At 72.2% G+C, this 23010-nt stretch carries 17 protein-coding genes; 7 read left to right on the forward strand and 10 right to left on the reverse strand.

Translation table 11 applies throughout. The annotated features are described in order from the left end of the window. Positions 1-99: 99 nt before the first annotated feature. The 4 genes from ACFVT2_RS17925 to ACFVT2_RS17940 all read right to left on the reverse strand — a co-directional run bounded on the left by ACFVT2_RS17925 (position 100) and on the right by ACFVT2_RS17940 (position 4528). Entirely contained in the window at positions 100-1212 is a 1113-nt protein-coding gene (locus ACFVT2_RS17925; RefSeq protein WP_390018526.1) for a radical SAM protein, read from the reverse strand. Positions 1213-1392: 180 nt separating this feature from the next. Continuing rightward, positions 1393-2253 (reverse strand): carbohydrate ABC transporter permease, encoded by an 861-nt coding sequence (locus tag ACFVT2_RS17930; protein ID WP_390018529.1) that lies wholly within the window; start codon positions 2251-2253, stop codon positions 1393-1395. Further along, positions 2250-3230 (reverse strand): carbohydrate ABC transporter permease, encoded by a 981-nt coding sequence (locus ACFVT2_RS17935; protein ID WP_390018532.1) that lies wholly within the window; start codon positions 3228-3230, stop codon positions 2250-2252. Before ACFVT2_RS17935 ends, ACFVT2_RS17930 begins: the two co-directional genes overlap by 4 nt. Before the next feature lie 5 nt (positions 3231-3235). After that, a complete protein-coding gene (locus ACFVT2_RS17940) occupies positions 3236-4528 on the reverse strand; it encodes an extracellular solute-binding protein (protein ID WP_390018535.1) in 1293 nt (430 codons plus the stop codon). 295 nt (positions 4529-4823) lie between these two features. Here ACFVT2_RS17940 and ACFVT2_RS17945 point away from each other — a divergent pair, with 295 nt between their 5' ends. Together ACFVT2_RS17945 and ACFVT2_RS17950 are read left to right on the forward strand one after the other, a co-directional pair. Continuing rightward, a complete protein-coding gene (locus tag ACFVT2_RS17945) occupies positions 4824-5987 on the forward strand; it encodes a serine/threonine protein kinase (protein ID WP_390018537.1) in 1164 nt (387 codons plus the stop codon). Positions 5988-6034: 47 nt separating this feature from the next. Beyond that, a complete protein-coding gene (locus tag ACFVT2_RS17950; protein WP_390018540.1) occupies positions 6035-6724 on the forward strand; it encodes an HAD family hydrolase in 690 nt (229 codons plus the stop codon). Here the strand turns inward: ACFVT2_RS17950 and ACFVT2_RS17955 are convergent. Beyond that, positions 6708-8060: a N,N-dimethylformamidase beta subunit family domain-containing protein gene (locus ACFVT2_RS17955; protein WP_390018543.1), complete on the reverse strand. Its 1353-nt coding sequence runs from the start codon at positions 8058-8060 to the stop codon at positions 6708-6710. The two genes, ACFVT2_RS17950 and ACFVT2_RS17955, sit on opposite strands and share 17 nt — an antisense overlap. A 191-nt stretch (positions 8061-8251) precedes the next feature. Here ACFVT2_RS17955 and ACFVT2_RS17960 point away from each other — a divergent pair, with 191 nt between their 5' ends. Both ACFVT2_RS17960 and ACFVT2_RS17965 read left to right on the forward strand, forming a co-directional pair. Further along, positions 8252-9121: a class I SAM-dependent methyltransferase gene (locus ACFVT2_RS17960; RefSeq protein WP_390018546.1), complete on the forward strand. Its 870-nt coding sequence runs from the start codon at positions 8252-8254 to the stop codon at positions 9119-9121. Further along, the gene (locus ACFVT2_RS17965; RefSeq protein WP_390018549.1) at positions 9118-9870 is read left to right on the forward strand and encodes a GNAT family N-acetyltransferase; all 753 of its coding nucleotides are present in this window, start codon (positions 9118-9120) and stop codon (positions 9868-9870) included. Before ACFVT2_RS17960 ends, ACFVT2_RS17965 begins: the two co-directional genes overlap by 4 nt. On the opposite strand, the gene ACFVT2_RS17970 is transcribed toward ACFVT2_RS17965, so the two are convergent. Beyond that, positions 9864-10997: a hypothetical protein gene (locus ACFVT2_RS17970; RefSeq protein WP_390018552.1), complete on the reverse strand. Its 1134-nt coding sequence runs from the start codon at positions 10995-10997 to the stop codon at positions 9864-9866. The two genes, ACFVT2_RS17965 and ACFVT2_RS17970, sit on opposite strands and share 7 nt — an antisense overlap. 984 nt (positions 10998-11981) lie before the next feature. Here ACFVT2_RS17970 and ACFVT2_RS17975 point away from each other — a divergent pair. The 3 genes from ACFVT2_RS17975 (at position 11982) to ACFVT2_RS17985 (ending at position 15727) form a co-directional block, all read left to right on the forward strand. Continuing rightward, on the forward strand, positions 11982-13583 hold the full coding sequence (locus ACFVT2_RS17975; RefSeq protein WP_390018555.1) for a multicopper oxidase family protein: 1602 nt from the start codon (positions 11982-11984) through the stop codon (positions 13581-13583). Positions 13584-13610: 27 nt separating this feature from the next. Next, the gene (locus ACFVT2_RS17980) at positions 13611-14207 is read left to right on the forward strand and encodes an RraA family protein (RefSeq protein WP_390018558.1); all 597 of its coding nucleotides are present in this window, start codon (positions 13611-13613) and stop codon (positions 14205-14207) included. A 473-nt stretch (positions 14208-14680) separates the two neighbouring features. Continuing rightward, positions 14681-15727, forward strand: coding sequence for a methyltransferase (locus tag ACFVT2_RS17985; RefSeq protein WP_390018561.1), 1047 nt, complete (start codon positions 14681-14683; stop codon positions 15725-15727). Between the two features lie 40 nt (positions 15728-15767). Here ACFVT2_RS17985 and ACFVT2_RS17990 read toward each other — a convergent pair whose 3' ends face one another. The 4 genes from ACFVT2_RS17990 to ACFVT2_RS18005 all read right to left on the reverse strand — a co-directional run bounded on the left by ACFVT2_RS17990 (position 15768) and on the right by ACFVT2_RS18005 (position 22695). Continuing rightward, a complete protein-coding gene (locus ACFVT2_RS17990; RefSeq protein WP_390018564.1) occupies positions 15768-16709 on the reverse strand; it encodes an NAD-dependent epimerase/dehydratase family protein in 942 nt (313 codons plus the stop codon). A 9-nt stretch (positions 16710-16718) separates the two neighbouring features. Further along, positions 16719-16961 (reverse strand): hypothetical protein, encoded by a 243-nt coding sequence (locus ACFVT2_RS17995; protein ID WP_390018567.1) that lies wholly within the window; start codon positions 16959-16961, stop codon positions 16719-16721. Between the two features lie 116 nt (positions 16962-17077). Next, positions 17078-20017 carry an ATP-binding protein gene (locus ACFVT2_RS18000; RefSeq protein WP_390018570.1) on the reverse strand — a complete coding sequence of 980 codons (2940 nt, stop codon included), beginning with the start codon at positions 20015-20017 and terminating at the stop codon, positions 17078-17080. Between the two features lie 329 nt (positions 20018-20346). Next, positions 20347-22695: an ArnT family glycosyltransferase gene (locus tag ACFVT2_RS18005; RefSeq protein WP_390018573.1), complete on the reverse strand. Its 2349-nt coding sequence runs from the start codon at positions 22693-22695 to the stop codon at positions 20347-20349. Positions 22696-23010 lie beyond the last annotated feature (315 nt).

The raw sequence follows: 23010 nt of genomic DNA on the forward strand, positions 1-23010 counted from the left end.
GGCCTGATAGCGGAGCTATTGGGACGTTTCGGCAACGCGGCGAGGTGCCGTGCCAGACGCCGCGGACCCGGCCATGATCCACCGGACAGGCCCTACCCCTTAGATGAACGGGTCGTAGTCCGTACCGGGCTCCGGTGCGGCCACCGTTCCCGCCACCGTTCCGGCCCCGATCGTGTCGAGTTCGAGGTTGGAGCGGTGGCGGGCGCAGTGGAAGCGGCAGTCCCGGCTCGGGTCGACGATGCCGCGGTCCGAGGTCCGCCAGATCTCGGGGAGGCTCTCGGTCACCGCGTCCCCGATCCGGGCGCCGGCGTTCCCCCGGTGGTACGAGCAGACGTACACCCCGGACGGGGTGACCAGGGTGCGCAGTTCGGCGACCCGGCAGCGGTGGTAGTCCTTGTCCTGGACGGGCCCGACCCGGTTCCGCAGGGAGGTCAGCGTCGAGGAGTTGACGATCTCGAAGCCGTCGCCGGCCAGGACGGCGGCCTTGTCGAGCTGCTCGTCGACGGAGGCGAGGATCTCGTCCGGCACCTGGATGACGTGGTGTCCGTCGTCGAACATCGCCTTGGTCTCGAAGTAGTCGCAGCCGATGTCGTGGGCGAGTTCGGCGGCCTGGAGGACCTCGTGGTGGTTGCTGACGACGGTGCCGTCGGGCTCCTGCCGGGTCATGACGAGGAACGAGTAGCCCAGGGCGCCGCGCTTGGCCTCGGCCAGCAGCCGCATGTTGCCGATGACCTTGTCGAAGACGCTGCGGCCCTTGCGGTCGGGGCGGAAGCGCCGGTACGTCTCGCTGCTGCCGGCGTCCATGGAGACCCGCACCCAGGAGGCGTAGGCGGCGAGTTCGGCGAGGTTCTGCTTGATCAGGGTGCCGTTGGTGACCACGCCGATCGCGATGCCGGCTTCACCGAGAACGCGTAGGACCTGGCGGGTGCCCCGGTGGGCGAGGGGTTCCCCGCCGCCTATCAGGACCACCGCCCGGACCTGCATCTCCACGAGTTCACCGGCCAGTTCGGCGAGCCGTTCGGGGGTGAAGCGCCCCTGGTTGAGCAGCTTTCCGCTGATGCACTCGGGGCAGGCCAGGTCGCAGAAGGTCGTCGGGTCCAGGTCCACGACCAAGGGGCCGCTGGAGCGGGTCCCGGTGGCCGCTTCGAGGATCCGGGGCCAGCCGGACGGCTGGTACAGCTTGGACACCAGGTCGAGACGGTCGAACGTCACGTGTTCTCCTGCAAGGTCGGAGGTTGCGTACACCGGCGGATCGTCGGTCCGCCGGCCGAGCGCGTGCCACATGGCGCTGGGGCGGCATGCCCGGTGGGGTGGTCGGGGGCGGGCGGCTGGTGGGCGCGGCGGCTCAGCCGGGGGTGGCCGTAGCGGCGCCGGTGACCCGTCTTCGGCGGGTCACCCTTTGACCGCGCCGGCGGTCAGGCCCGCGCCGATCCGCCGCTGGACGAAGGCGAAGAAGACCGCGACGGGGAGGGCGGTGAGCGTGGCACCGGCCATCATTCCGCCGTAGTCGGTGCCGAAGCTGGTCTGGAAGGACACCAGCCAGATGCTGAGGGTCTGTTTGTCGTTGCTGGACAGCAGGACGTAGGCGAGGACGTACTCGTTCCACGCCTGGACCAGGGCGTAGACGGAGGTCGCCACCAGGCCCGGGGCGAGCAGCGGCAGCACGACCCGGCGGAACGCGCCGAGGCGGGTGCAGCCGTCGGTCATCGCGGCCTCCTCCAGCTCGACCGGGACGGCGGCGATGAAGCCGCGCAGCAGCCAGACGGTGAACGGCAGCATGAAGACGAGGTAGGTGAGGATCACGCCGGGCAGGCTGTCGGTCAGTCCGGCGTCGCTGAGCAGCAGGTAGATGGGGATGATCAGGCCGGCGAGCGGGATCATCTGGACGCCGAGGATGACCAGGACGAGGGCCTTGCGCCCGGCGAACGAGAAGCGGGCGAGGGCGAACGCCGCCAGGGTCCCGATCAGCAGGGAGACCAGCACGGTGCCGGCGCCGATCAGGACGCTGGAGCGGACGTTGGCCCAGAACGTCGGGGTGCTCAGGGCGCGGCGGAAGTGTTCCAGCGTCAGGTGGTCGGGCCAGAAGCGCGGTGGGTCGGCGTGGATCTCGGTGGCCGGGCGGAACGCGGTGAGCAGCATCCAGTAGAGCGGGAAGGCCATCAGTGCGCTGAAGGCGAGGCCGAGGGCGTTCGCCGCGGTGCGGCGTCGGCGGCGGGCGCCGGAGGCGCTCCTGGTGCCAGGGGCTGTGTTCACTCGGCCGCTCCCAGGTGGACGAGCTGGCGGACGTAGACGACCGCGCCGGCCAGCAGCATCAGGACGGTGAGGACGGCGATGGCCGCGCCGACGCTGTAGCGGTTGACGGCGAAGGACTGGATGAACGAGTAGACGCCGAGCAGGTAGTACTCCTTCTCCGGTTGGCCGCCGCGCATCAGCCAGATCTGGTTGAACACCCCGAAGTCCCAGATGGCGCTGAGCGAGGTGACCAGGACGACGGACGGTTTGATCACCGGCCAGGTGACGTGCCGGAACAGCTGGCCGGGGCGGGCGCCGTCGACCAGTGCCGCCTCCTCCAGTTCGGCGGGGACCTGGCTGAGCGCGGCCTGGAGGGTCAGTGCGGCGAACGGGACGGCGCCCCAGACCACGACGCCGGTGATGACGGCGAAGCCCTGCCAGGGGTTCTCGAACCAGTTGTGCTTGCTGAAGTCGAGTCCCGGCAGCAGGCCGAGGAGCCAGTTGACGACGCCGTAGTCGGCGTCCGAGAGCCAGCGGAAGATGGACGCCGCCACCATGACCGGCATGGCCCAGACGGCGACCAGGACGCCGGTCATCGTCGTCCGCACCCACCGCGCCACCCGTCGCATCAGCAGCGCCACCAGGAGCGAGAGCACCATCGTGGCCGCGACGCAGGCCACGGTGAACAGGGCGGTGCGGCCGACGACGGTCCAGAAGAAGCCGTCGGAGAGGATCGAGCGGTAGTTGGCGAGCCCGGCGTAGGGCGGCGCGGCCCCGGAGAACAGTTCGCGCCGGGTCATGTCCTGGAAGGACAGCAGCACCAGGTCGACGAGCGGGTAGCCGAGGACCGCGGCGAGCGCGAGCACGGTCGGCGCGATCAGCAGATACGGCAGCAGCCGCCGGCGGACGGTGTGCCGCGGACGGGTGGCCCGGTCCGTCGGTGGCCGTTGCGGCGACCGGGCGGCGCGGGGCCGTCCCGGCAGATCCACGGTCCCCACGGCCGTCAGCGCTCGTTGATCACGGCGTCGATACGGCGGTCCGCGGCCCGCGCGGCGTCCGCCACCGGTTGTTTCCCGGTCGCGATGTCCTGGAGCATCTCCGGGAGGACGTTGGACTTCTCGACGGCTCCCCAGCCGGGCGCCAGCGGCGTCACCCAACCGTTCTCGGCGGCCTGCGCCGCCGGGCCGTTGACCCCGCCGGCGGCCACCTCGCGGAGTTGGGCGGTGTTGTTGGGCAGGGTGTCGGCGGCTATCAGACGGCGCTGTGAGGTGCGGTCGGTGAACAACCGGATCCAGTCCTGGGCCAGGTCCTGCTGGGTGGACTTGGCGGGGATCGCCAGGGTGGAGCCGCCCAGGAACGGTGGCAGCAATTTGCCGGAGGGTCCGGGGAAGGCGAAAGTGGCGAACTTCCCGCGCAGCGCCGGGTCGCCGCCCGACCTGCTGTCGGTCGCGGCCTTGGCCTCCCAGGTGTTGCCGTAGAACATGCCGACCTTGCCCTGGCCGACGACGCCCGGTTCGTCGCCGTTGTCCTTGGAGCGGTCGCCCGTGTAGTAGGCGTCGAGGAGGTCCTTCCAGGCGGTGAGGCCGGCCACGGAGCGGGCGGAGGAGAGCGCGCCGTGCCAGCGACCGTCCTTGCGCACCGCGATATCGCCGCCGGCGTCCTTGACGAAGGCGATCGCCGCGTTCCAATAGCGGCCGGGCATGTAGAAGGCGGAGAAATTCTTGTCGGCGGCGCCGAACTTCGCCTTGAGTTTGTCGAGGTCGGCGCGGAGTTCGGGATAGCTGCGCGGGGCCTGGTGCACTCCGACCTGGGCGAGGAGATCCTTACGATAGATGCCCACTCGGGCACCCACGTAATACGGGACACAATAGGTCTTGCCGCCGTCGCGGCAGGCGTCGCGGAGGGCCGGGAGCCATTCCGCGGAGTGATCGAATTTCGCTGGATCGACGGGCGCGAAGGCGCCGTTGACTATGTAATTGGTGGTCTCACTGTTGCCCATTTCGACCACATCGGGGACTTCCCGCCCGGCGAGTGCGGCGTCGATCTTCTGGTTCTTCGTGGTCCACTGCTGGTACTGCACGTTGATCTTGATCTTGGGATAGGTCTTCCGGAAGCGGTCGTTGACCTCGGCCACCAGCTCCGGCCAGCTCTCCTGGGCATCCACGGTCAGCCAGACCGTGATCTCCCCGGTCCGGTCCGCGGCGGCGACCGGTTTGCCGCCGCCGCAGCCGGCCACCGCGCCCAGCACAGCCATTGCCCCCAGGCCCGCCGCTAAACGGGAGATGCGTTCGGCCATGATCTCCTCCGTCGGGTTGTCGGAACCGGCTGTATCTACCCCGGGCACCTCGTCTCTCACCTCGTGGAGTCTTTCCGGCCAGATAATCCGACGGCCGGATCTGGCCGTTGGAATATTCCGCGAACGGCCGTATGCCAGGCCGGACCATATGCTGATCTTGCGTTCGCCGTGGCAAAGCCACCGTTGTTTTGACGCAAAAGGCGCGCTGCCCGAATGATCGGCTCTTGACGGTGCCGCCTCCACTGCCTCAGTTTTGCTCGGGTGTCACCCACGTCCCCTATCGAAGGGTTTGCACGTGACTGAGTACGGCACGACGGCCGCAGATCCGGCCAACCGCCCGGTGCAGGTCAACTCCTGGAACGGTTGGGATCCCCTGCGGCACGTCGTCGTCGGGCGCGCCGACGACGCGGTGGTGCAGGCCCCGGAGCCGGCGGTCCGACGGGACTTCCCCGACGACGGGTTCCCGCTGGGCACCTACGGCCCGATGCCGGCCGACATGACCGCCGAGGCCAATGAGCAACTCGACGCCTTCGCCGCGATGTTGAGCCGCCGCGGCATCCGCGTCGACCGCCCCACCCCCGTCGACTTCAACCAGCAGGTCACCACCCCGGACTGGACCCAGGAGACCATGTCCGGCTGCATGCCGCCGCGCGATCTGCTGCTGACCGTGGGCAACGAGATCCTCGAAGCCACCATGTCGTACCGCAGCCGCTGGTTCGAGTACCTCTGTTACCGGCCACTGCTCCAGGACCTGTTCAAGGCCGATCCGCGCATGCGCTGGGAGGCGGCCCCCAAGCCCCGGCTGACCGACGCCACCTACAAACCGGGGTTCTGGGACACCTACAACTCCCTCCCCACCGACGTGCAGTTGGCCCGGGTGCGGGACTACGACCTCGTCCTGACCGAGGAGGAGCCGCTGTTCGACGCGGCGGACATCGCGCGCTTCGGCAAGGACCTCTTCGTCCAGCTGTCGTTCGTCACCAACCGCAGTGGCTACCAATGGCTCAAACGCCACTTCCCCGACCACCGGGTGCACGCGGTGACCTCCACCAACACCCACCCGCTGCACATCGACGCCACCTGGGTCCCGCTGCGCCCCGGACTGGTACTGCACTGCGGTGAACGGCTCGCGGACGCCGAGCTGATGGAGTTCTTCCGGCTCAACGACTGGGAGATCGTCGAGGCGGTCCAGCCGGCCAGTTGGGACCACCCGCCCAAGCTGTCGTACTGCAGTCCGTGGCTGGCCGGAAACATGCTCAACCTCGGTCCGAACACCCTGTGCATCGAGGAGAAGGAAGTGGCGCTCGCCGACCAGCTGTCCGGCTACGGCTTCGAGATCGTGCCGGTGCCGTTCCGCGCAGTGGGCCCGTTCGGCGGTGGACTGCACTGCGCCACCTTCGACATCGAACGGGAAGGGACACTGGAGGACTACTTCCCGCGCCGCCACGGACGGTACTGAGGCCGGTGCCGGCCCCGTCGCCGCCCCGCCGGCCCGCCGTCCGGGCCGTGATCCTCGATTTCTACGGCACGCTGGTGCGGCTGGTCGATCCGCTGCCGCCCAGTCACCGGTCGCTCTTCCTCCGTCGGGGCCTGGCCGAGGCCGCCGACGCGTGGGGTGACCAGTGGGCCGTCGGGCCCCGGGACGGCGAGGAGCACACCGCGCACTCCACCAGTGAACGGGCTTACCTCGCCTGGGAGTTGGACCGGCTCCGGCGACGGGCGCTGGCCTGCGGCGTACCCGAGCCGGAGGCCGGTCCGCTGGCCGTCGAGATCGACCGGGCCATGAAGGACCTGCACCTGGCCCTGTTCGACGACGTGCCGGCGGCGCTGGCCGGGCTGCGCACCCGCGGCCTGACGGTGGCGGTCTGCTCCAACTGGTACTGGGACCTGGACCGCGCCATCGAGGACGTGGGGCTGGCCGGGCTGGTCGACGTCGCGGTCCCCTCGGCCCGCGCCGGCGCCCGCAAACCGCATCCCCTCATCTACCGGACTGTGCTGGAACGGTGCGAGATCCGCCCCGAGCAGGCCCTGTTCGTCGGCGATATGTGGGAGGCGGACGTCGCGGGACCCTTGGCGTACGGGATGCGGGCGGTGCACCTGTGGCGCCCCGACCGGGCGGTGGCAGGGACGGCCCCGCCACTCCCGGACGGGGCCGCCCGCATCCCCTCGCTGGCCGCGCTCAGCAGTCTGTTGTAGCGGGGCCCGGACCTGCGAGTCGATCCAGCACGTTGCGGGTCACCCGGACGACGCCGGCGTCGAGTTCCCGGCCGCAGACCACCGACCAGTCGGTGGTCCCGGCCGTGAACACCGTGCCGCCGGCGGTGTAGAGCCCCATCGTGGCGGCGCGCGGGCTGGTGATCGCCGGTTCGCGCGCCGGGCAGTTCCAGTGCCCCCATTTCAGGTGGTGGAAGTCGTCGTGCACCGGATCGAGGAGGTAGATCCCCAGGATGAGAAAGGACTCGGGCGTGCCGTCCGTCCCGGTGGCGTGCGCCACGCCGTCCGCGTCCCGGGCGAAGGCCGCGCCATCGCACTCGTAGCCGATCAGCGGCGTGCCGCCCCCCAGGGCGTCGGCCGGCCCGCCGTCGGAGCCGTCCCGCAGCCCGGTGCCCTCGTACACCCAGTGGTCCGCGTGCTGCACCCGATAGCCTTCGCGCGGCCGGTCGCCGGGCCACTCGCCCGGCCACATGCCGCCGTTGCGGAAGCTGACCCCGGTCAGGGCGTTCTCCGGTTCGCCGACGCCGTCCGGCGGGGCCGGCCACCACTGGTCGGTGGCCGGAAGGTGCGGGTACTCCGCGCCGACGTGGTGGTCGGTGTCGGAGACGAACGCGGTGTTCCCCGCCACCGGGTGGACCCGCCACCAGCAGGTGTTGGCGCTCAGAAACGCCACGTTCCCGCCGCCCCGGACGAACTCCGCGACGTGGCCGCGCATCGCCGCGCTCCAGTACTCGTCGTGGCCGACGCTGAGCAGCAGCCGGTAGGGGGCGAGCAGCCCGGGGTCCTCGTGCAGGTCGAGGTCGGTGCAGTAGTCGACGTGGTAGCCGTTGCGCTCCAGCCAGGCGATGAACGGCGCGTCCCAGTAGGCGAGGTCGATGACCCCGCCCGGCCGGTGCAGACTGAGCCGGTGGCCGCGCGGCCCGTCCGGACCGGCCTGCTGGTAGACCGGGTGGTCGTAGAGGCTGGCGGCCCGCTGGACGTCCGCCCGGTCGGAGCGGTTGTACGCGTGCCGGGTGTACGTCGATTTCTTGTAGAGAATGCGCGCGCCGGTCGCCGCGGGCCGGGCCGGACGGACGACGAAGAACTCGCGTCCGAAACCCTCGATTCCGGAGTCGTCGAGCAGCGGCACCTGCCGGGCCCGATGCTCCGGGCCCTCGATGAAATGGGCGAGATAGATTCCCGGCGGCCAGTCCTCAGGAAGGGTGTGGTGATACGGCGGCCAATTCCAGTCCACGGCGGGCGAGGCATGCTCGGGGACGCCGTCCGGGTGCGGTGGCGGGGTGGCAAGCGCCCCCGGATACGGTCCAATTTCCGCCATGAAGGACAGCTCCTTCCCCAGGCGGTAGAAGAGTACCCAGAATTCCTCGGCGTCGGTCGACACATGAAATTCGAGACGCCGACCGACCGGCACGCTCTCACGTTCCATATATCCCTCTATCACGCGCGCCATGCTAGGAGCGCGGACGAGGCGCCGACAACAGAACTTCCGGCCAAGGGAGACAGCAGGAAATGGACCAAGAATTCCGGGTACGTGAACTCATGTTGGGCATCGAGGGGTTGGCGTTGCTGCGTCATGCATTGGACGCCGACGAGGACTTCCTGAAAGCCCGGGGCGAGGAAATCCAGGCACTGGTCACCGGCAAGGACATCTCGCTCCCGGGCGGCGGGGCCGCGCTCGACGAACTGGACGTGGCGGCCGGCTACGCCTCCTGGGCGGCCCGCTACGACTCGTTGCCCAGTTCGTACATCGAGGTCGAGGAGCCGGTGGTGCACCGGCTGCTGGACCGCGGTCCGGTGGGCACCGCCCTGGACGCGGCCTGCGGCACCGGCCGGCAGACCGCCGCCCTGGCCGCCCGCGGCTACCGCACCATCGGCGTCGACCAGTCACCGGAGATGCTGGCGCAGGCCCGCCGCAAGGTGCCCGGTGCGGAATTCCGGCGCGGTCGGCTGGAAAGCCTCCCGGTCGACGACGAAAGCGTCGACCTGGTGGTCTGTTCCCTGGCCATGACGCATCTCCCGGACGTTTCCCCGGGGATCGCCGAACTGGCGCGGGTGCTCCGCCCCGGCGGCCGGATCGTCCTCTCCGACCTGCATCCGTTCGTCATCTCCCTCCAGGGCCAGTGCGTATTCGTCCACGGCGCGGACCAACTGGCCTTCGTCCGCAATCACGTGCATCTGCCCGGCCGTTATCTCGACGCCTTCCACGCCGCCGGGCTGACCGTACGGGAATGCCACGAACCGGTTTTCAACGGCCGGCTGGCACCGGGAGGTTACGAAGAGGCCATCGCGGACGCCGCACAGGCCGCCTGGAAAGACCTCCCGCTGGTCATCGTCTGGGCCGCGGAGAAGCCCGGCGAGCCGCAGGAGAGCGCCGCATGACCCTGGAGTTCGTGCACCATTCACAGCGTCCGGAATTGTGGGACCGGATCACCGGGGAATTCGCCGGAGTGGTCCCCGAATACAACCTGCACGGCGACATCAACGCCGGTTTCTGGGACCGCCTGTTCACCGACTTCCCCGACCACCAGTTCCTCCTCCACGACACCGCCACGGACACCGTGCTCGGCACCGGCCGGACCCTCCCCCGTACCTGGGACGGCACCCCGGAGGGCCTCGGCACCGGCCTCGACGCCTCCATCGCGGCGGCCTTCCACGACCACGACACCGGGGCGAAGCCGAACGCCCTCTGCGCCCTGGGCATCGAGATCGCCCCCGCCCACCAGGGCAAGGGGTACTCCACCCGCCTCCTGGACCACATGGCCCAGATGGCCCGCGCCGCCGGCCACTCCCATGTGATCATCCCGATCCGCCCCACCCGGAAGGACCGCTACCCGCTCGCCCCCATCGACCGCTACGCATCGTGGACCCGCGCCGACGGCGCCCCGTTCGATCCGTGGATCCGCACCCAGGTGCGCCAGGGCGGGACCATCGCCGCGGCGGTGGCGGAGTCCTCCCGTATCACCGGCACCATCGCCGAATGGGAGGCGTGGACCCAGATGGTCTTCCCCGACGACGGCCGTTACGTCTTCCCCGGCGGCCTGGCTCCCCTCGACATCGACCACTCCCGCGACCGCGGCGCCTACTGGGAACCCTGCGTCTGGATCACCCACGACGTCCGCGCCTACTGAACCTCTCCCAGCAGCTCCGCCGCCGGCCCGAGCAGCAGACCACCGCACCGCACCGCGCTCTCCGCGTACGCCGCCATGAGCGCGGTGTGTTCCGGGATCAGGTCGGGCCGCCGCTCGGGAGACAGCCCGGCCGGGCCGACCGTGGAGAGCGCGGCGGCCCGGACCCGGGCCCCGGCGTCACCCACCGTCCCGGCCGCCGCCCGTCGGGTCGCGTGCCGGCGCGCGGCGTCCTCGGCCTGTCGGCCCAACAGCAGGCAGTGGATCCACAGTTCGTCCGCGAAGGAGTGCCCGAAGAGGCGTCCCACCGACGCCGCGGCGTCCTCGGGCCGGTGCCGCCGCACCACGTCCCACACCTGTCCCGTCGTCAGGCCGGTGTTCGGCAGCGCTTCGGTCCACCGCAGGTGTCGCCGCGGATCGGCGTCGTGCTCGTGCCCCGCCGGCCGCAGGTACCCCTCGCCGTACCGCATGTACGGCAGCCAGTCCAACTCCTCCAGCACCCATCCGCGGTCCAACAGCGGACGCGCTTCCGCCGCCCCGACGGGGCACACCGCCAACCGGATCCCCTGCGCGGCATGCCCGTTGATGCTGCTCGTCCCGATGTGCTCGACCACGGTCGGCACCGCCAGCAGCCCCGGCCGTCCCTCGGCGCGCAGGAACGCCGCCATCACCTCGTCGTCATGGCGCTCGGCGCTGTCCGCGGCGAACGCCCGGAACGCGTCCGCGGTGTGCGCCGGCAGGCAGATGGCCAGCGTCGGCGCGAACTCCTCCGATACCGCCCGCACCCACCCCGCCCCGGCCAGCGCCGCCAGTCGGGCCGCGGCACCGTTCCGGGCATGCCAGTTGGTGTAGAAGATCAACGCCTCGTCCGGAAACCGCGCCACCGATCCGGCCACCAACTCCAACAGCTCCGGCGGCGCCGCCACGTCGTCCTGGACGACCAGGTGGTGCCCGGCTCCCTCCGCCCGCGCCGCCCACGCCACCAGCGCGGTTCGCAACGCGGACGGCGGGCCGTCCGGGTCCGGGTCGCGCGCCAGTCCCCCGAGCCCCAGCCGGGCGGCGAGCGCCGCGGCCTGTTCCGCGCGCACCGGGTGGGTCATCACGGCCGAACTGAGGGAAGTCGTGCTCACCGGGCCACTCCTCTCACCACGCGGAGACACCGCGCACACATCGCGATCGGGCCGCCTCATCGTGGCAGATCACCAGGCGTCGCCCGCCGCACCGGCGGAGAGTGGCCGAATCCTTGCGTCCGGCGTCCGGCGTCCGGCGTCCGGTGGTTGGCGTCCGGTGGCTGGCGACGGCCGTTCGCCGGGTGCCGAGTGCCGGTGCCGACGGGGACGGCTGCGGCGTGCGCCGTGGTGCAGCGCGCCCCTCGCGTGCGACGTCCGGAGTCCGGCCGGGGCCCGCCAGGCCCTCATAGCCCCAGGGGGTATCGTCGGGCCGCAGTGCCGCGCGTGACGTGACGGCGACGACACCTGTCGGCTCGTACGGAGCCAGGCTCGTGCAGCGGGAAGGAGGCAAGGGAACGTGAGCATGCGGACGCGGAGGCGGCAGGCGCGGACGGCCGGGCGGGGACGCGCGGTGAGTCACACCGTGCGCCTGCACCCGACTGCCGCGCGCTACCGGCGACCGGCGGCCCTGTGCGCCCTGCTCTGGCTGATCATTTCCGTGATCGCTCACCACAACCTGCCCGGCACCACCCTGCCGATGTCGTCCACGGGGCACCCTTCGACCGTGCGGGAGTCCGCGGTCCGCCCCCCCGGCTGCCCTGCCCACCGCAGTGACCGCAGTGACCGCGGCAGCCCACGCCCAGCACGAGCACCACGACAGCGGCGCCCATTGTTCGTCGTACGACGTCCGGTCCGAGCAGTTCGTGTCGCCGCCACCGCTCCTCGGCCATGCCCGCGCGCCCCGCCCCGCGGCCCCCTCCCGGCCCGGATCCCGCCCGGCCGGCGGACCTTCCCCACCCGATTCGGCAGCCCTCTCCGTCCTACGCATTTAGGCCGACCACCCCTTCCCTCCCCCACTCGGCCTCTTTTCCCACGGCGCACGAGCGCTGCGCCCCACGGCGCGCGCACCGAGCGCCTGGCACACCTGCGTAAGGACACCGCTCCATGAACACGATCAACCGACGCTCCGTCCTGCTGGCGGGTCTGGGCGCGGCGGGTTCCGGCCTGCTCGCGGCCTGTTCCGGGGACGCCCGGGGCTCCGGTCCCACCCTGGTCAGCCCGTCCGGGGCGGCCGTTGCAGCCACCGAGAAGCAGCGGCGGCACTCCGGCCGGGAACGCCGGGTCAGGCTCACCGCGACCGCCGGCCCCGTGGACCTGGGCGGCGGGAAGGCGGTCCGGACCTGGAGCTTCGACGGTCAACTGCCGGGCAAGGAACTCCGGCTCACCGCGGGCGACACCCTCGTCGCCGAGCTCGCCAACCACCTGCCGCAGAGCACCTCCGTCCATTGGCACGGTCTCGCCCTGCGCAACGACATGGACGGCGTCCCGCCCGTCACCCAGCGGGCCGTGGCGGCCGGCGGTGCCTTCACCTACCGGTTCGTCACCGATACGCCCGGGACCTACTGGTTCCATCCGCACGTCGGCGTCCAACTGGACCGCGGTCTGTACGGTCCGCTGATCGTCGAGGACCCGCACGAGCCGTTGCGGTACGACGACGAGTGGGTCGTCGTGCTCGACGACTGGCTCGACGGCGTCACCGGCACCCCGGACCAGGCACTCGCCGCCCTACAGCGGGGCATGGACCACGGTTCCGCACCGCACGACGGGCAGGGGGGCTCGCACGGCGGCATGGGCGGCATGCCAGGGATGGACGGCACCCAGGGCACGGATTCCATGCCCGGAATGCAGGGGATGCCCGGCATGGACGATCCGTTCATGCTGATGGGGGCGACCAGCACCCTGCTGGGCGGCGACGCCGGTGACGTGAAGTACCCGCACTACCTGATCAACGGCCGCGTCCCGGCCGCACCCGCCACCTACCAGGGCAAGCCCGGCCGGAGACTGCGCCTGCGGATCATCAACGCCGGCGGGGACACCGCCTTCCGGGTCGCGCTCGGCGGCCACCGGCTCACCGTCACCCACACCGACGGCTATCCCGTTGTCCATGAACCGGCCGACGCCCTACTGATCGGCCCCGGTGAGCGGTACGACGCACTGGTCACGCTGGGCGACGGCGTCTTCCCGCTCGTCGCCCTGGCCGAGGGCAAGGGGGCGGCCGGGTTGGCCCTGGTACGCACCGGCTCCGGCCGCGCCCCGTCCGCCACCGTCCGGCCCGAGGAACTCAACGGCCGGATCCCGGTCGCGACCGCCCTGCGGGCCGCCGAGGGCGTCCGCCTGAAGGCCCGTCAGCCGGACGTCACCCACCGCATCAAGCTGACCGGCGGTATGGCGAAGTACGACTGGGCGCTGAACGGCAGGCGGTTCGACATGAACGACGCGGACGCCCATCCGTTCACCGTCGGCAGCGGCCAGCGGGTGCGCCTACAGTTCGTCAACACCACCGATATGTGGCACCCGATGCACCTGCACGGGCACACGTCCCAACTCGGTGCGACCGGCCCCCGCAAGGACACCGTCATCGTCCTGCCGGGCGCGACGGCCACCTGCGACTTCGACGCGGACAACCCGGGCCAGTGGCTGATCCACTGCCACAACGTCTACCACGGCGAGAGCGGGATGATGGGGCTGCTCGCCTACGACGCCTGACCCGCGGGGGGGGCGGCACGGGCTTCCGTGCCGCCCCCCGGCACCCGCCCGAGCGCCCGCCCGCCCGACCGCCCGACCGAGGGAATACGGAACATGTGGTCCTCGATGCCCCGGGTCGCCGGTCCGGCGTTCACGGTGCACTGCCCTCCCGGGGACAACCTCATGCTGCACGCGGCCGTCCATCGTGCGGCGCCCGGTTCGGTCATCGTCGTCGCCTCGGGCGACCTGGACTACGCGCTCGCCGGCGGCAATGTCTGTGCCGTGGCGCAGCGCCGGGGAGTCGCGGCATTCGTCGCCGACGGGCTGATCCGCGATCTCGCCGAGGTGCGCGCGATGGGCTTTCCGGTTTTCGCCCGCGGGGTCATCCCGTTCCCCGGCAGCAAGAAGGCCGTGCGGCCGCTCAACGTCGACGTGCGGTGCGGCGGGGTGGACGTGTCCGTCGGGGACGTCGTGGTCGCGGACGAGGAGGGCATCGTCGTCGTGCCCCGGGACCGGCAGGAGGAGGTCCTCGGCGCCGCCCGGGCCAAGTTGGCCAAGGAGGCCGAGGAGTCCCTCGACGCCTGGGAGGAAGCGCATCGCACCCGCATCGACACGCTCCTGCGGGACGGCGGATTCGACGGCTGACCGGGACCGGGGACGCCTGTCGGGGCCGGGAACGCCTGCCGGGACGTCAGGGGCCGGCCGGGCCTCTGGCGCCGAGCGACGAATCCGGCCCGCCCCCGCCCCCGCCCACAGGCGCACCGACGCGGTCCGGCCGGCCCATGTGCGGGAATTCTTCGGGCTGTTCGGCGGCGGGCCGAAGGCCACCGGGTGGGACGGATCCGCCCGTCCCACGGCGCGGCCGGCAGTCTTGCCGGGCGCCATGCACTACGTCATCCTCGAATCCCCGTTGCTGACGGGGCGGTCCTGCCGTTCCTGGACACTGCCGCCGACTGACCCCACGGTTTCCGTCGAGGAGCCGGTCCGGCACGTCGGGAGGCCCTAGGCCGGAAGGCCGAGACGGAGATCCGCACTTGGGCGGTGCCGGGGGCGGGAGGGCGCGGCAAGAGTGAGGGGGCATCTGCCCGACTCATCGACCACCTGCCCGGAGGCTGACGGTGAACACCCCGAACCCGACCGACCACCCCGACCTGACCGACGCCACGGCACACGCGGCGGCGACGCACCTGATCGAACAGGCGCTGGGGCATCTGTACTCCGCGGCCTTACGGATCGCCGCCCGCCACCACCTGGCCGACCATCTGGCCGGCGGCCCCCGCACCGCCGCCGAACTCGCCCGACTCACCGGCACCGACGCCGTCTTCCTCCGTCGCTGCCTGCGCTACCTCGCCTCGCGCGCCGTCTTCAGCGAGGACGACAACGGCGCCTTCCACCTGACTCCGGCCGCCCAGTTCCTGCGCGCCGGGGTGCCGGGCTCGCTGCGCGACGCGGTGCTGATGCTCACCGACGAGATCTTCGTACGCTCGTCGTCGGCCCTCGACCACACCATACGGACCGGCACACCGGGCTTCCCCACGGTCTACGGGGCCCCGTTCTTCGAGTACCTCCAGGGCGACGCCACCGCCCGGGAGCTCTTCGACACGGGCATGGCGGCGTTCTCCGAACCGCTCGACGACCTGGTGGCCGGCGCGTACCCGTTCCCCGACCACGGCACCGTGGTGGATGTCGGCGGCGGGCGGGGCGGGTTGCTGCGGCACGTCCTGCTGAGACACCCGGGTCTGTCCGGGGTGCTGTTGGACCAGGCGCCCGCGTTGGCGGACCACGTCCTGGACGCGTCCGAGCTCACCGGGCGGTGGCGCGCCGAACCGGGCGACTTCTTCGCCTCCGTCCCGGACGGCGGCGACGTCTACCTGCTCAAGCACGTCCTGCACGACTGGGACGACGAGGCGGCCGTGCGGATCCTGAGCGCCTGCCGGCGCGGTCTGGCCCCGGGCGGCAAGGTCCTGGTCGTCGACTCCGTTCCCGCGCCGGGCAACGACCCGCACCCGGGCAAGGCGCTGGACATGGCGATGATGACGATCGTGACCGGCAAGGCACGCGGCCCGAAGGACCTGGACGTCCTCTTCGCCCGTGCCGGCCTGCGCCGCACCCGCATCCTGCCCACGCCCACCTTCGCGTCCATCGTGGAGGCGGTCGCGGCCTGACCGCGGCGCGGCGGACGGTGGCCGTTCCGCCACCGCGGTGTCACCCGGTGGTGGCGGGCCGCTTGCGCCACCAGTCCACCGTCGCCGCCACCTGCTCGTCCATGGGGGTGGCCCGTACGGCGAAGGCGGCTTCGTAGGCGCTCGCGTCGATCACGAACGGACGGTCGAACTGGTAGCGGATCTCCTTCAGTTCACGGATCAGCGGGGAGAAGAGCCCGGCGAGGCCCAGTACGGCCGGCGACAGTCCGCGTACCGCGACCGGTGCCGTGCCCGCCCGGGCGGCCAGGCGGTCGACCATCTCCCGGGTGGACAGCGCGGGCTCCGTCGGGACGTGCCAGGCCCGTCCCCAGGCCCGTTCCTCGCCCGCGACCTCGACCAGGGCCCGGGCCACGTCGGGGAGGTAGCTCCAGCTGTGCGGCGCGTCCGGATCCCCGAGCGCGGAGACCGGCTTGCCGCGCAGCAGTCGCGGCATGACCCGTGCGGCCAGGTGTCCGCCGTCGGTCACGCCGGGTCCGAAGAAGTCCGAGGCCCGCACCTCGACGGCCTTGATGCGGCCCTGGTCGTGCAGGTGCTGCGCCTGCTCCCACACGGTGGCGCGGACCCGCCCCTTGGGACCGGTCGCCGCGAGCGGCAGTTCCTCGGTCAGCGGACCTTCCACCGGGCCGTAGCCGTAGAGGTTGCCCAGCATGACGAGGACGGCGCCGGTCGTCTCGGCCGCCGCGCAGAGCGACGCGGCCAGCGGCGGCCAGTCGCTCGCCCAGCGGTGGTAGGGCGGTGCGGCACAGCTGTGCAGCGCGGCGGCACCCTGCGCGACCTCGCTCAGCCGCTCGCGGTCCGCCGCGTCGCAGGCGATGTGCTCGATGCCGGGCTCCGGGCTGCGGCCTGACGTGGTGACGACTCGTACCGAGTGTCCCTGCTCGACCAGCAGCCGAGCGGTGGCGGCCCCGGCGGGCCCGAATCCTATGACGACATGAAGGCTCACGCCCGCACACTAGCGCGCGAACGGGTTGCGGCCCTCCTCCACGCCTTCCGCCAGGGCGGCCATCCGGGACTTGTACTCGGCCTGCGGCATCTGCCCGAGGACCGCGCGGCGTTCGAGTTCGGAGGCTTCGGTCTCCTGGGCGATCCGGCGGCTTTCCTCCACGAGCGCTTTGCTGTACTTGACGGCCTTGGCACGCTGGATGGAGCGCCTGCGCACGATCTCCTCAGCGACGACCTGAACGGCCTGTTCCACGTAATCGTCGTGTCGGCCCGACCACATGTTGCCCCCTCACTCCTGGATGTTCACCCCAGACATCGCGTTCAGGATACGGCGCACCCGGCGCCTCGCCCCTGCCGTGCCTGGGAACCTCAGTCCTCTTCTGCCGCCACGGTCCCCCTGGTCGGGGATGTCGTGACCGACGCGAGCCGAACGGGCTCGGCGGGATCCGCGTCCGCTGCCGGTGGCCCGGTCACGGCAACCACCGGCGCGGGCGGGGTGGTTGTGGACGGTGCCGGTGCGGTCCGCCCCAAAGTCGCCGGCACCGGCGGGAGGTGCGGTTCCGGTGCGGCCGGCAAGGAGACGACCATGGTGAGGCCGCCACCGGGCGTCTCCTCCGGGGTGAGCGTGCCGCCCATCGCCTCCGTCAGGCCGCGGGAGAGCGCCAGGCCGAGTCCGAGACCGGTGGTGTTGTCGGTGTCGCCGAGTCGTTGGAACGGCTCGAACGCCCGCTCCCGGTCAGGGAGTTGGAGACCGGGGCCGCGGTCGGTGATCCGCAGTTCGACGCGGCCGGCGAGCGCGCTGGCGCGGATCGTGACCGGGCGGCCGGCGGGTGAGTGGCGTACCGCGTTGGACACCAGGTTGGCGATGACGCGTTCCAGCAGCGGCGGGTCCGCGAGCACGTCGGGCGCGGTCTCCAGCCCCTGGGGCACGACGCGTCCGGGCGCCTGCGGGGGTGAGCCGGGCAGGGTGTCCAGTGCGGCGGGCAGTACCTCGGTCAGCGCCACGGGCTCCAGGTGCAGGGTCAGCGCACCGGCCTGGAGTCTGCTCATGTCCAGGAGGTTGTCGACCAGGCGGCTGAGCTTGGCGAGCGATTCCTCGGCGGTGGCGAGGAGTTCCTCGCGGTCCTCGGCCGAGAAGTCCACGTCGCGGCTGCGCAGGGAGCTGATCGCGGCCCAGCTGCCGGCGAGTGGTGTGCGCAGGTCGTGGCCCACCGCGGCCAACAGTGCGGTGCGCATCCGGTTGGCCGCCTTGACCGCTTCGACCTCGGCGGCGGCCTCGGCGAGCCGGGCGCGTTCGACGGCCGCCGTCAGGTGCGCGGCGAAGACGGTGAGCACCCGGTGCTCGGAGGCGGGCAGGCGGCGCCCGGTCAGCACCAGCACGCTGTCGTCGCCTATCGCGACCTCGGTGCGGTGGTCGGCGCCCGGCCCGCCGGCGGCACCCGAAACCGGCACGACCCCCGTGGCGGCAACGGCGTCGGTGGCTCCCCCGGCTCCTGCGACGCCGCCCGCACCGGCCGGAACGTTCGCCGCCGCGCCCCCGTCGTTCGCGGCCGCTCCCCCGTCGTTCACGGCCGCCCGCCCGTCGTCGGTGGCCGCCGGCGCCACGGCGGACGGCCACACCTCCCCCACGTCCTCGCGCGGCCGCAGTTCGATGCGGTCCATGCCGAAGGTCTCCCGGGTGCGTTCCAGGAGGGCGGGCACCGCTCCGTCCCCGCGCAGGATGCCACCGGCCAACGAGGACAGCGTCTCGGCCTCCGCGGTCGCCCGGGCGGCGCGCCGGCCCAGGCGCAGCGAGCGGTCCACGATGGCGGCGACGGTGACCGCGACGGTGGTGAACGCGGCCTGGGCGACCACGACATTGGCCTCGGCGAAGGTGAACTGGCCGATGGGCGGGAGGAAGTAGTAGTTCAGCAGCAGCGAGGTCGTCACGGAGGCGAGCAGTGCGGAGACCACACCGCCGATACAGGCCACGCCCAGCACGGTCAGCAGGAAGAGCAGTGCCTCGCTGGTGAGGTTGAGCGACAGCGGGCCCGAGACGCCGCGCAGGACGAGGGTCAGCAGCAGGGGCAGCACCAGGCCGGCGATCGGGCCGGCCACTCTCCGGGAGCGCGGCAGACCACTGCCGGGGACGACCCAGGTGCGCCCCTGGCCGGCGTATTCGTGGGTGACCGTGTGGACGTCGATGCCACCGGAGAGTTCGACGACGGTCTCCCCGACGCCGCGCGGCGCCAGCAGCCGGCGCAGTCTGCCGCGCCGGCTGGCGCCGATGACGAGTTGGGTGGCGTTCTGGGCGCGGGCGAATTCCAGCAGCGCGGCGGGGACGTCGTCGCCGACCACCGCGTGGTAGCTGCCGCCGAGGCTTTCGGTGAGCTGCCGTTGGCCGGCCAGCGCGGCGGCCGAGGAGCCGGCCAGCCCGTCGCTGCGGGTGATGTGGACGGCCAGCAGATCGCCGGTGGAGAGGGGGGTGCCCCCTGCTCGAACGGAGTGGAGGGCTCGGGGGAGATTCACGATCCGGGCGGCCCGACGGATCAGGGTGGTGCCCTCCGGGCCGCCGGTGAGCGCCACCACCACCCGTTCGCGGGTCGCCCACACCGGGCCGATCCGGTGCTCGTGCCGGTACTTGCGCAGCGCCTCGTCCACCCGGCCCGCGACCCACAGCAGCGCCAGCTCGCGCAGCGCACTGAGGTTGCCGAGCCGGAAGTAGTGCGACAGCGCGGCGTCGACCTTCTCCGGCGGGTAGATGTTGCCGTGCGCCATGCGCCGCCGCAGGCCCTCGGCCGGCAGGTCGACCAGTTCGATCTGGTGGGCGCGGCGGATCACTGCGTCGGGCACGGTCTCGTACTGCGGCACCCCGGTGATCTTCTCGACGACGTCGGTGAGCGATTCCAGGTGCTGGATGTTGAGGGTGGCCACCACGTCGATGCCGGCGGCGAGCAGTTCCTCGATGTCCTGCCAGCGTTTGGTGTGCCGGCAGCCGGGTGCGTTGGTGTGCGCGAGTTCGTCGATGAGCACCACCTCCGGACGCCGCTCCAGCACCAGGTCCAGGTCGAGTTCGGCGAATTCCGCGCCACGGTGCCGGCAGACCGCACGCGGCAGCACGGCCAGCCCGTCGAGCATGGCCTCGGTGACCGGCCGGCCGTGGCACTCGGCGAACGCCACCACCACGTCCGTACCGCGTGCGGTCCGGCGCCGGCCCTCGTCCAGCATCCGGTAGGTCTTGCCGACACCGGGGGCGGCCCCGAGGAAGACCTTGAGCCTGCCGGGACGCGGCCGGCCCGCCTCCGCGGTCCCCGCACTGCCCCACCCCATGACGTACTCCCCTTCCACACCACGGCGCGCCGGACGGCACCGCGCGGAACGTTTCCCCGCGGTCTGTCACCGGCCGGCGCGCGAACTCCTCCTCCGAGTCCTCCGAGCATCGTCACCGCCCACCCCCACGAACCGAACTGCGCTGCACGGACGTTGACGCAACCCTGACCCGTGGGTGGGGCGCGCCGCACTCGGCACGGAGCGGGAGGTGGCCGCCGACGCCGGCCACCTCCTGGTGGACGAACGGCCCGGGTACGCGGCGTCGTTGGTGGGCGGGCCGACTGCCGGGTGAGCGGCTGCTGGATGCGCGGTGGGCCTCCGGGCGCCGGTCAGCGCTCCGGGGGCGGGTGGGGCGCGGTGGACTCCGGTGAGCACTGGTAGAGCCGGTACGACGGGCCCGGCACGCGGTCGCAGTGGGCGCGTACCCATGGGCCGATGGCGCGACCGGGGTCGGTCGCCGGACCACCGAGTACGACGTACCGCAGCTGGCCGGCGGCGACGAGGTGGCGGAATGCGGCGGCGGTGGGCGTGGGCGCGGTGCCGGTGAAGCCGCCCATGGGGAGCACCGCGGCGCCGGCGTGGAGGATGTAGGGGGAGGCGGTGCGCCAGCTGGTGGTGGCGAAGAGGTATCTGGCACCGCCCCGGTGGGACCGGGTGTACGCGAGCAGCCACTCCTGGGCGGCGCTGAGCGAGGTCCCGTCGGAGGACTTGCCGGAGGTCTTGGCGGAGGTCATGCCGGACGTCTTGGCGGACGTCTGGTCGTCGAGGTGTGGGGGGCGGTGAGGGGTCGGGGCGCCCGGCCGGCCGGGGTGTCCGGCGGCCGGGTGGGGGGCGGCGGCGCTCCGGTGAGCTGCCTGGCGATGCCGTAGGGCCACCGGCCCGGTCGAGCCCATGCCGGAGTGACCGTACGTCGGATCGAGGACCGACGACGCCCAGGCAGCGGACGGCAACAGCATCGCCACGAGGCCCGTGACCAGCCCCAACACGGCGGTCCGCCGCCGCACCGCACCACCGCCGGCCCCGGAGGCCCCACCGGAGCCCGAGCCTGAGCCGGCATCGGGGCCAGCGTCGGGGCCGGCGTAGGCGTCGGCGTCGGCGTCGGCGTCGGAAGCAGTGACCGTGGCGGAGCCTGAGGCGGCTCCGGGGACCGACAGATCGCGGGATACCAAGGGAGTGCGGGAGTGCGAGCGGTGGCGGAATCCCGGGCGGGCGCAGGCCAGCAACACCAGCGCGCCCACCCCCAAGGTGACCGCGGTCGGCGCCAACCACGGCAGGAAGGTCGGGAACAGCTGCGCGACCGCCGCCGACCAGGCCACCGTGCTGACCACGACCGTCGGCAGCGCCCACGCCCGGGCCCGCCCACCACGCAGCCAGGCACGCCAGAACTGCACCGTCCCGCCTCCGAACAGCGCCGCCAGCGGGACGGCCACCACCCCCATGTAGTACGTATGGCCACCGATCGCCCCGGCGCTGAACACCAGGAAGTACGTGGCCAGCCACACCGCCCACAGCACGAAGCCGGCCCGCAACGGATCCGTCCGGGGCCGGCCGCGCCGCCACACCAGTCCGCACACCGCGGCGAGCGCCGCGGCCGGGTACAGCCAGCCGACCTGCGAGACCAGCGACGGCGCGAACATCTTCACCCACTGTGCGGCAGTGGGCCGGGAGTGGCCGGTCGGTGGCGCCGGGTCGGTACCGGCCATGGTCGACACGGCGACGCTTCCGGTGTCCTTGGCGCTGACGCTGAGACTGGAGAAACGGTTGAGGAAGTTGTAGCCGACCACTTGGCTGATCGCGGAGTTGTTGGTCGTACCGTCGACGTACGGGCGGTCCTTGGCGGGGGTGAACGTCACCAACAGCACCCACGACGCCGACACCGCCACGCACACCGCGCCCGCCGCCGACAGGTGCGCCAGCCGCCGCCGGAGCGCCGTCGGGGCCGAGAGCAGGTACAGCAGGCCGAGCGCCGGGAGTACCGCCCACGCCTCCAGCATCTTGGCCTGGAAGCTCAGCCCCACCCAGACGCCGGCCGCCAGCAGCGGGCGTAGCCGGGCCCGGCGTGCCGCGCGCAGCGTGGCGTCGGCGGCCAGCAGGACGCACAGGGTGAACGCCGGGTCCTCCACCTCGGTACGGAACAGTCCGGCAATCGCCGGAGTGAGGGCGAAGGCGCCCGCCGCCAGCAGGGCCGCGTGCTCGCCCGCCCAGCGACGGACCGCGCGGTGCAGGACCGCGACGCTGAGCACGCCCTCGATCACCTGGGGCAGGGTCAGTGCCCACGGGTGGAAGCCGAAGAGCCGCACAGAGAGCGCCTGTGGCCAGAGGAAGCCCGGCAGCTTGTCGATGGTGATCGAGTTGCCGGGGTCGAAGGAGCCGAAGAGGAAGCCGTGCCAGCTCTCCGACATGCTGCGCGCGGTCTCCGCGTAGAACGCGTGGAACGCGCTGTGCTGGATGTCCCAGGCGAACAGCACCGCCGCCAGGACGAGGATCGCCAGCAGCGCGGGGCGGGCGTAGGCCGGCCGGCGCGCCGCGTCCTGCCGCCCTGCCTTGACGCGGGCGAGCAGCCGGCCGCCGCCCGCACGCCCGGCCGCCGCGTGCGCGCTCTCCGGCAGGGACGCCGTCCCCGCCGCGGACGCGCTCTCCTCCGACGACACGCTCTCCGCTGAGGTGGTGCTGGCCATGGACGATCCTCCCTGGTGGAACTCACCGGTCGGTGTGCCAGATGACCGGACTGACGCCGGGGATCCACGGGCCGCCGTTTGTTCAGCCAACGTTCAGATCGTGCGGCCGGGGCCCCTGCGGCCGGAGCCAGGCACCTCGGGGCCGCCCGGCGGGCCGGAAGCACGGGCCGGGAGCACGGGAGCGGAGTACGGCGCGCGCCGAGGGCGCGGGAACACACCACCGGCAAGGACCCGAGCCGCCGCCCGAACCGACGCACCGCCGACTCTGCAACAAAGCCGTTGCAAAGACCTCCCCCCACGGCGGCGGCACCCGTC

The sequence above is a fragment of the Streptomyces sp. NPDC058000 genome (assembly GCF_042886435.1).
Classification (GTDB): domain Bacteria; phylum Actinomycetota; class Actinomycetes; order Streptomycetales; family Streptomycetaceae; genus Streptomyces.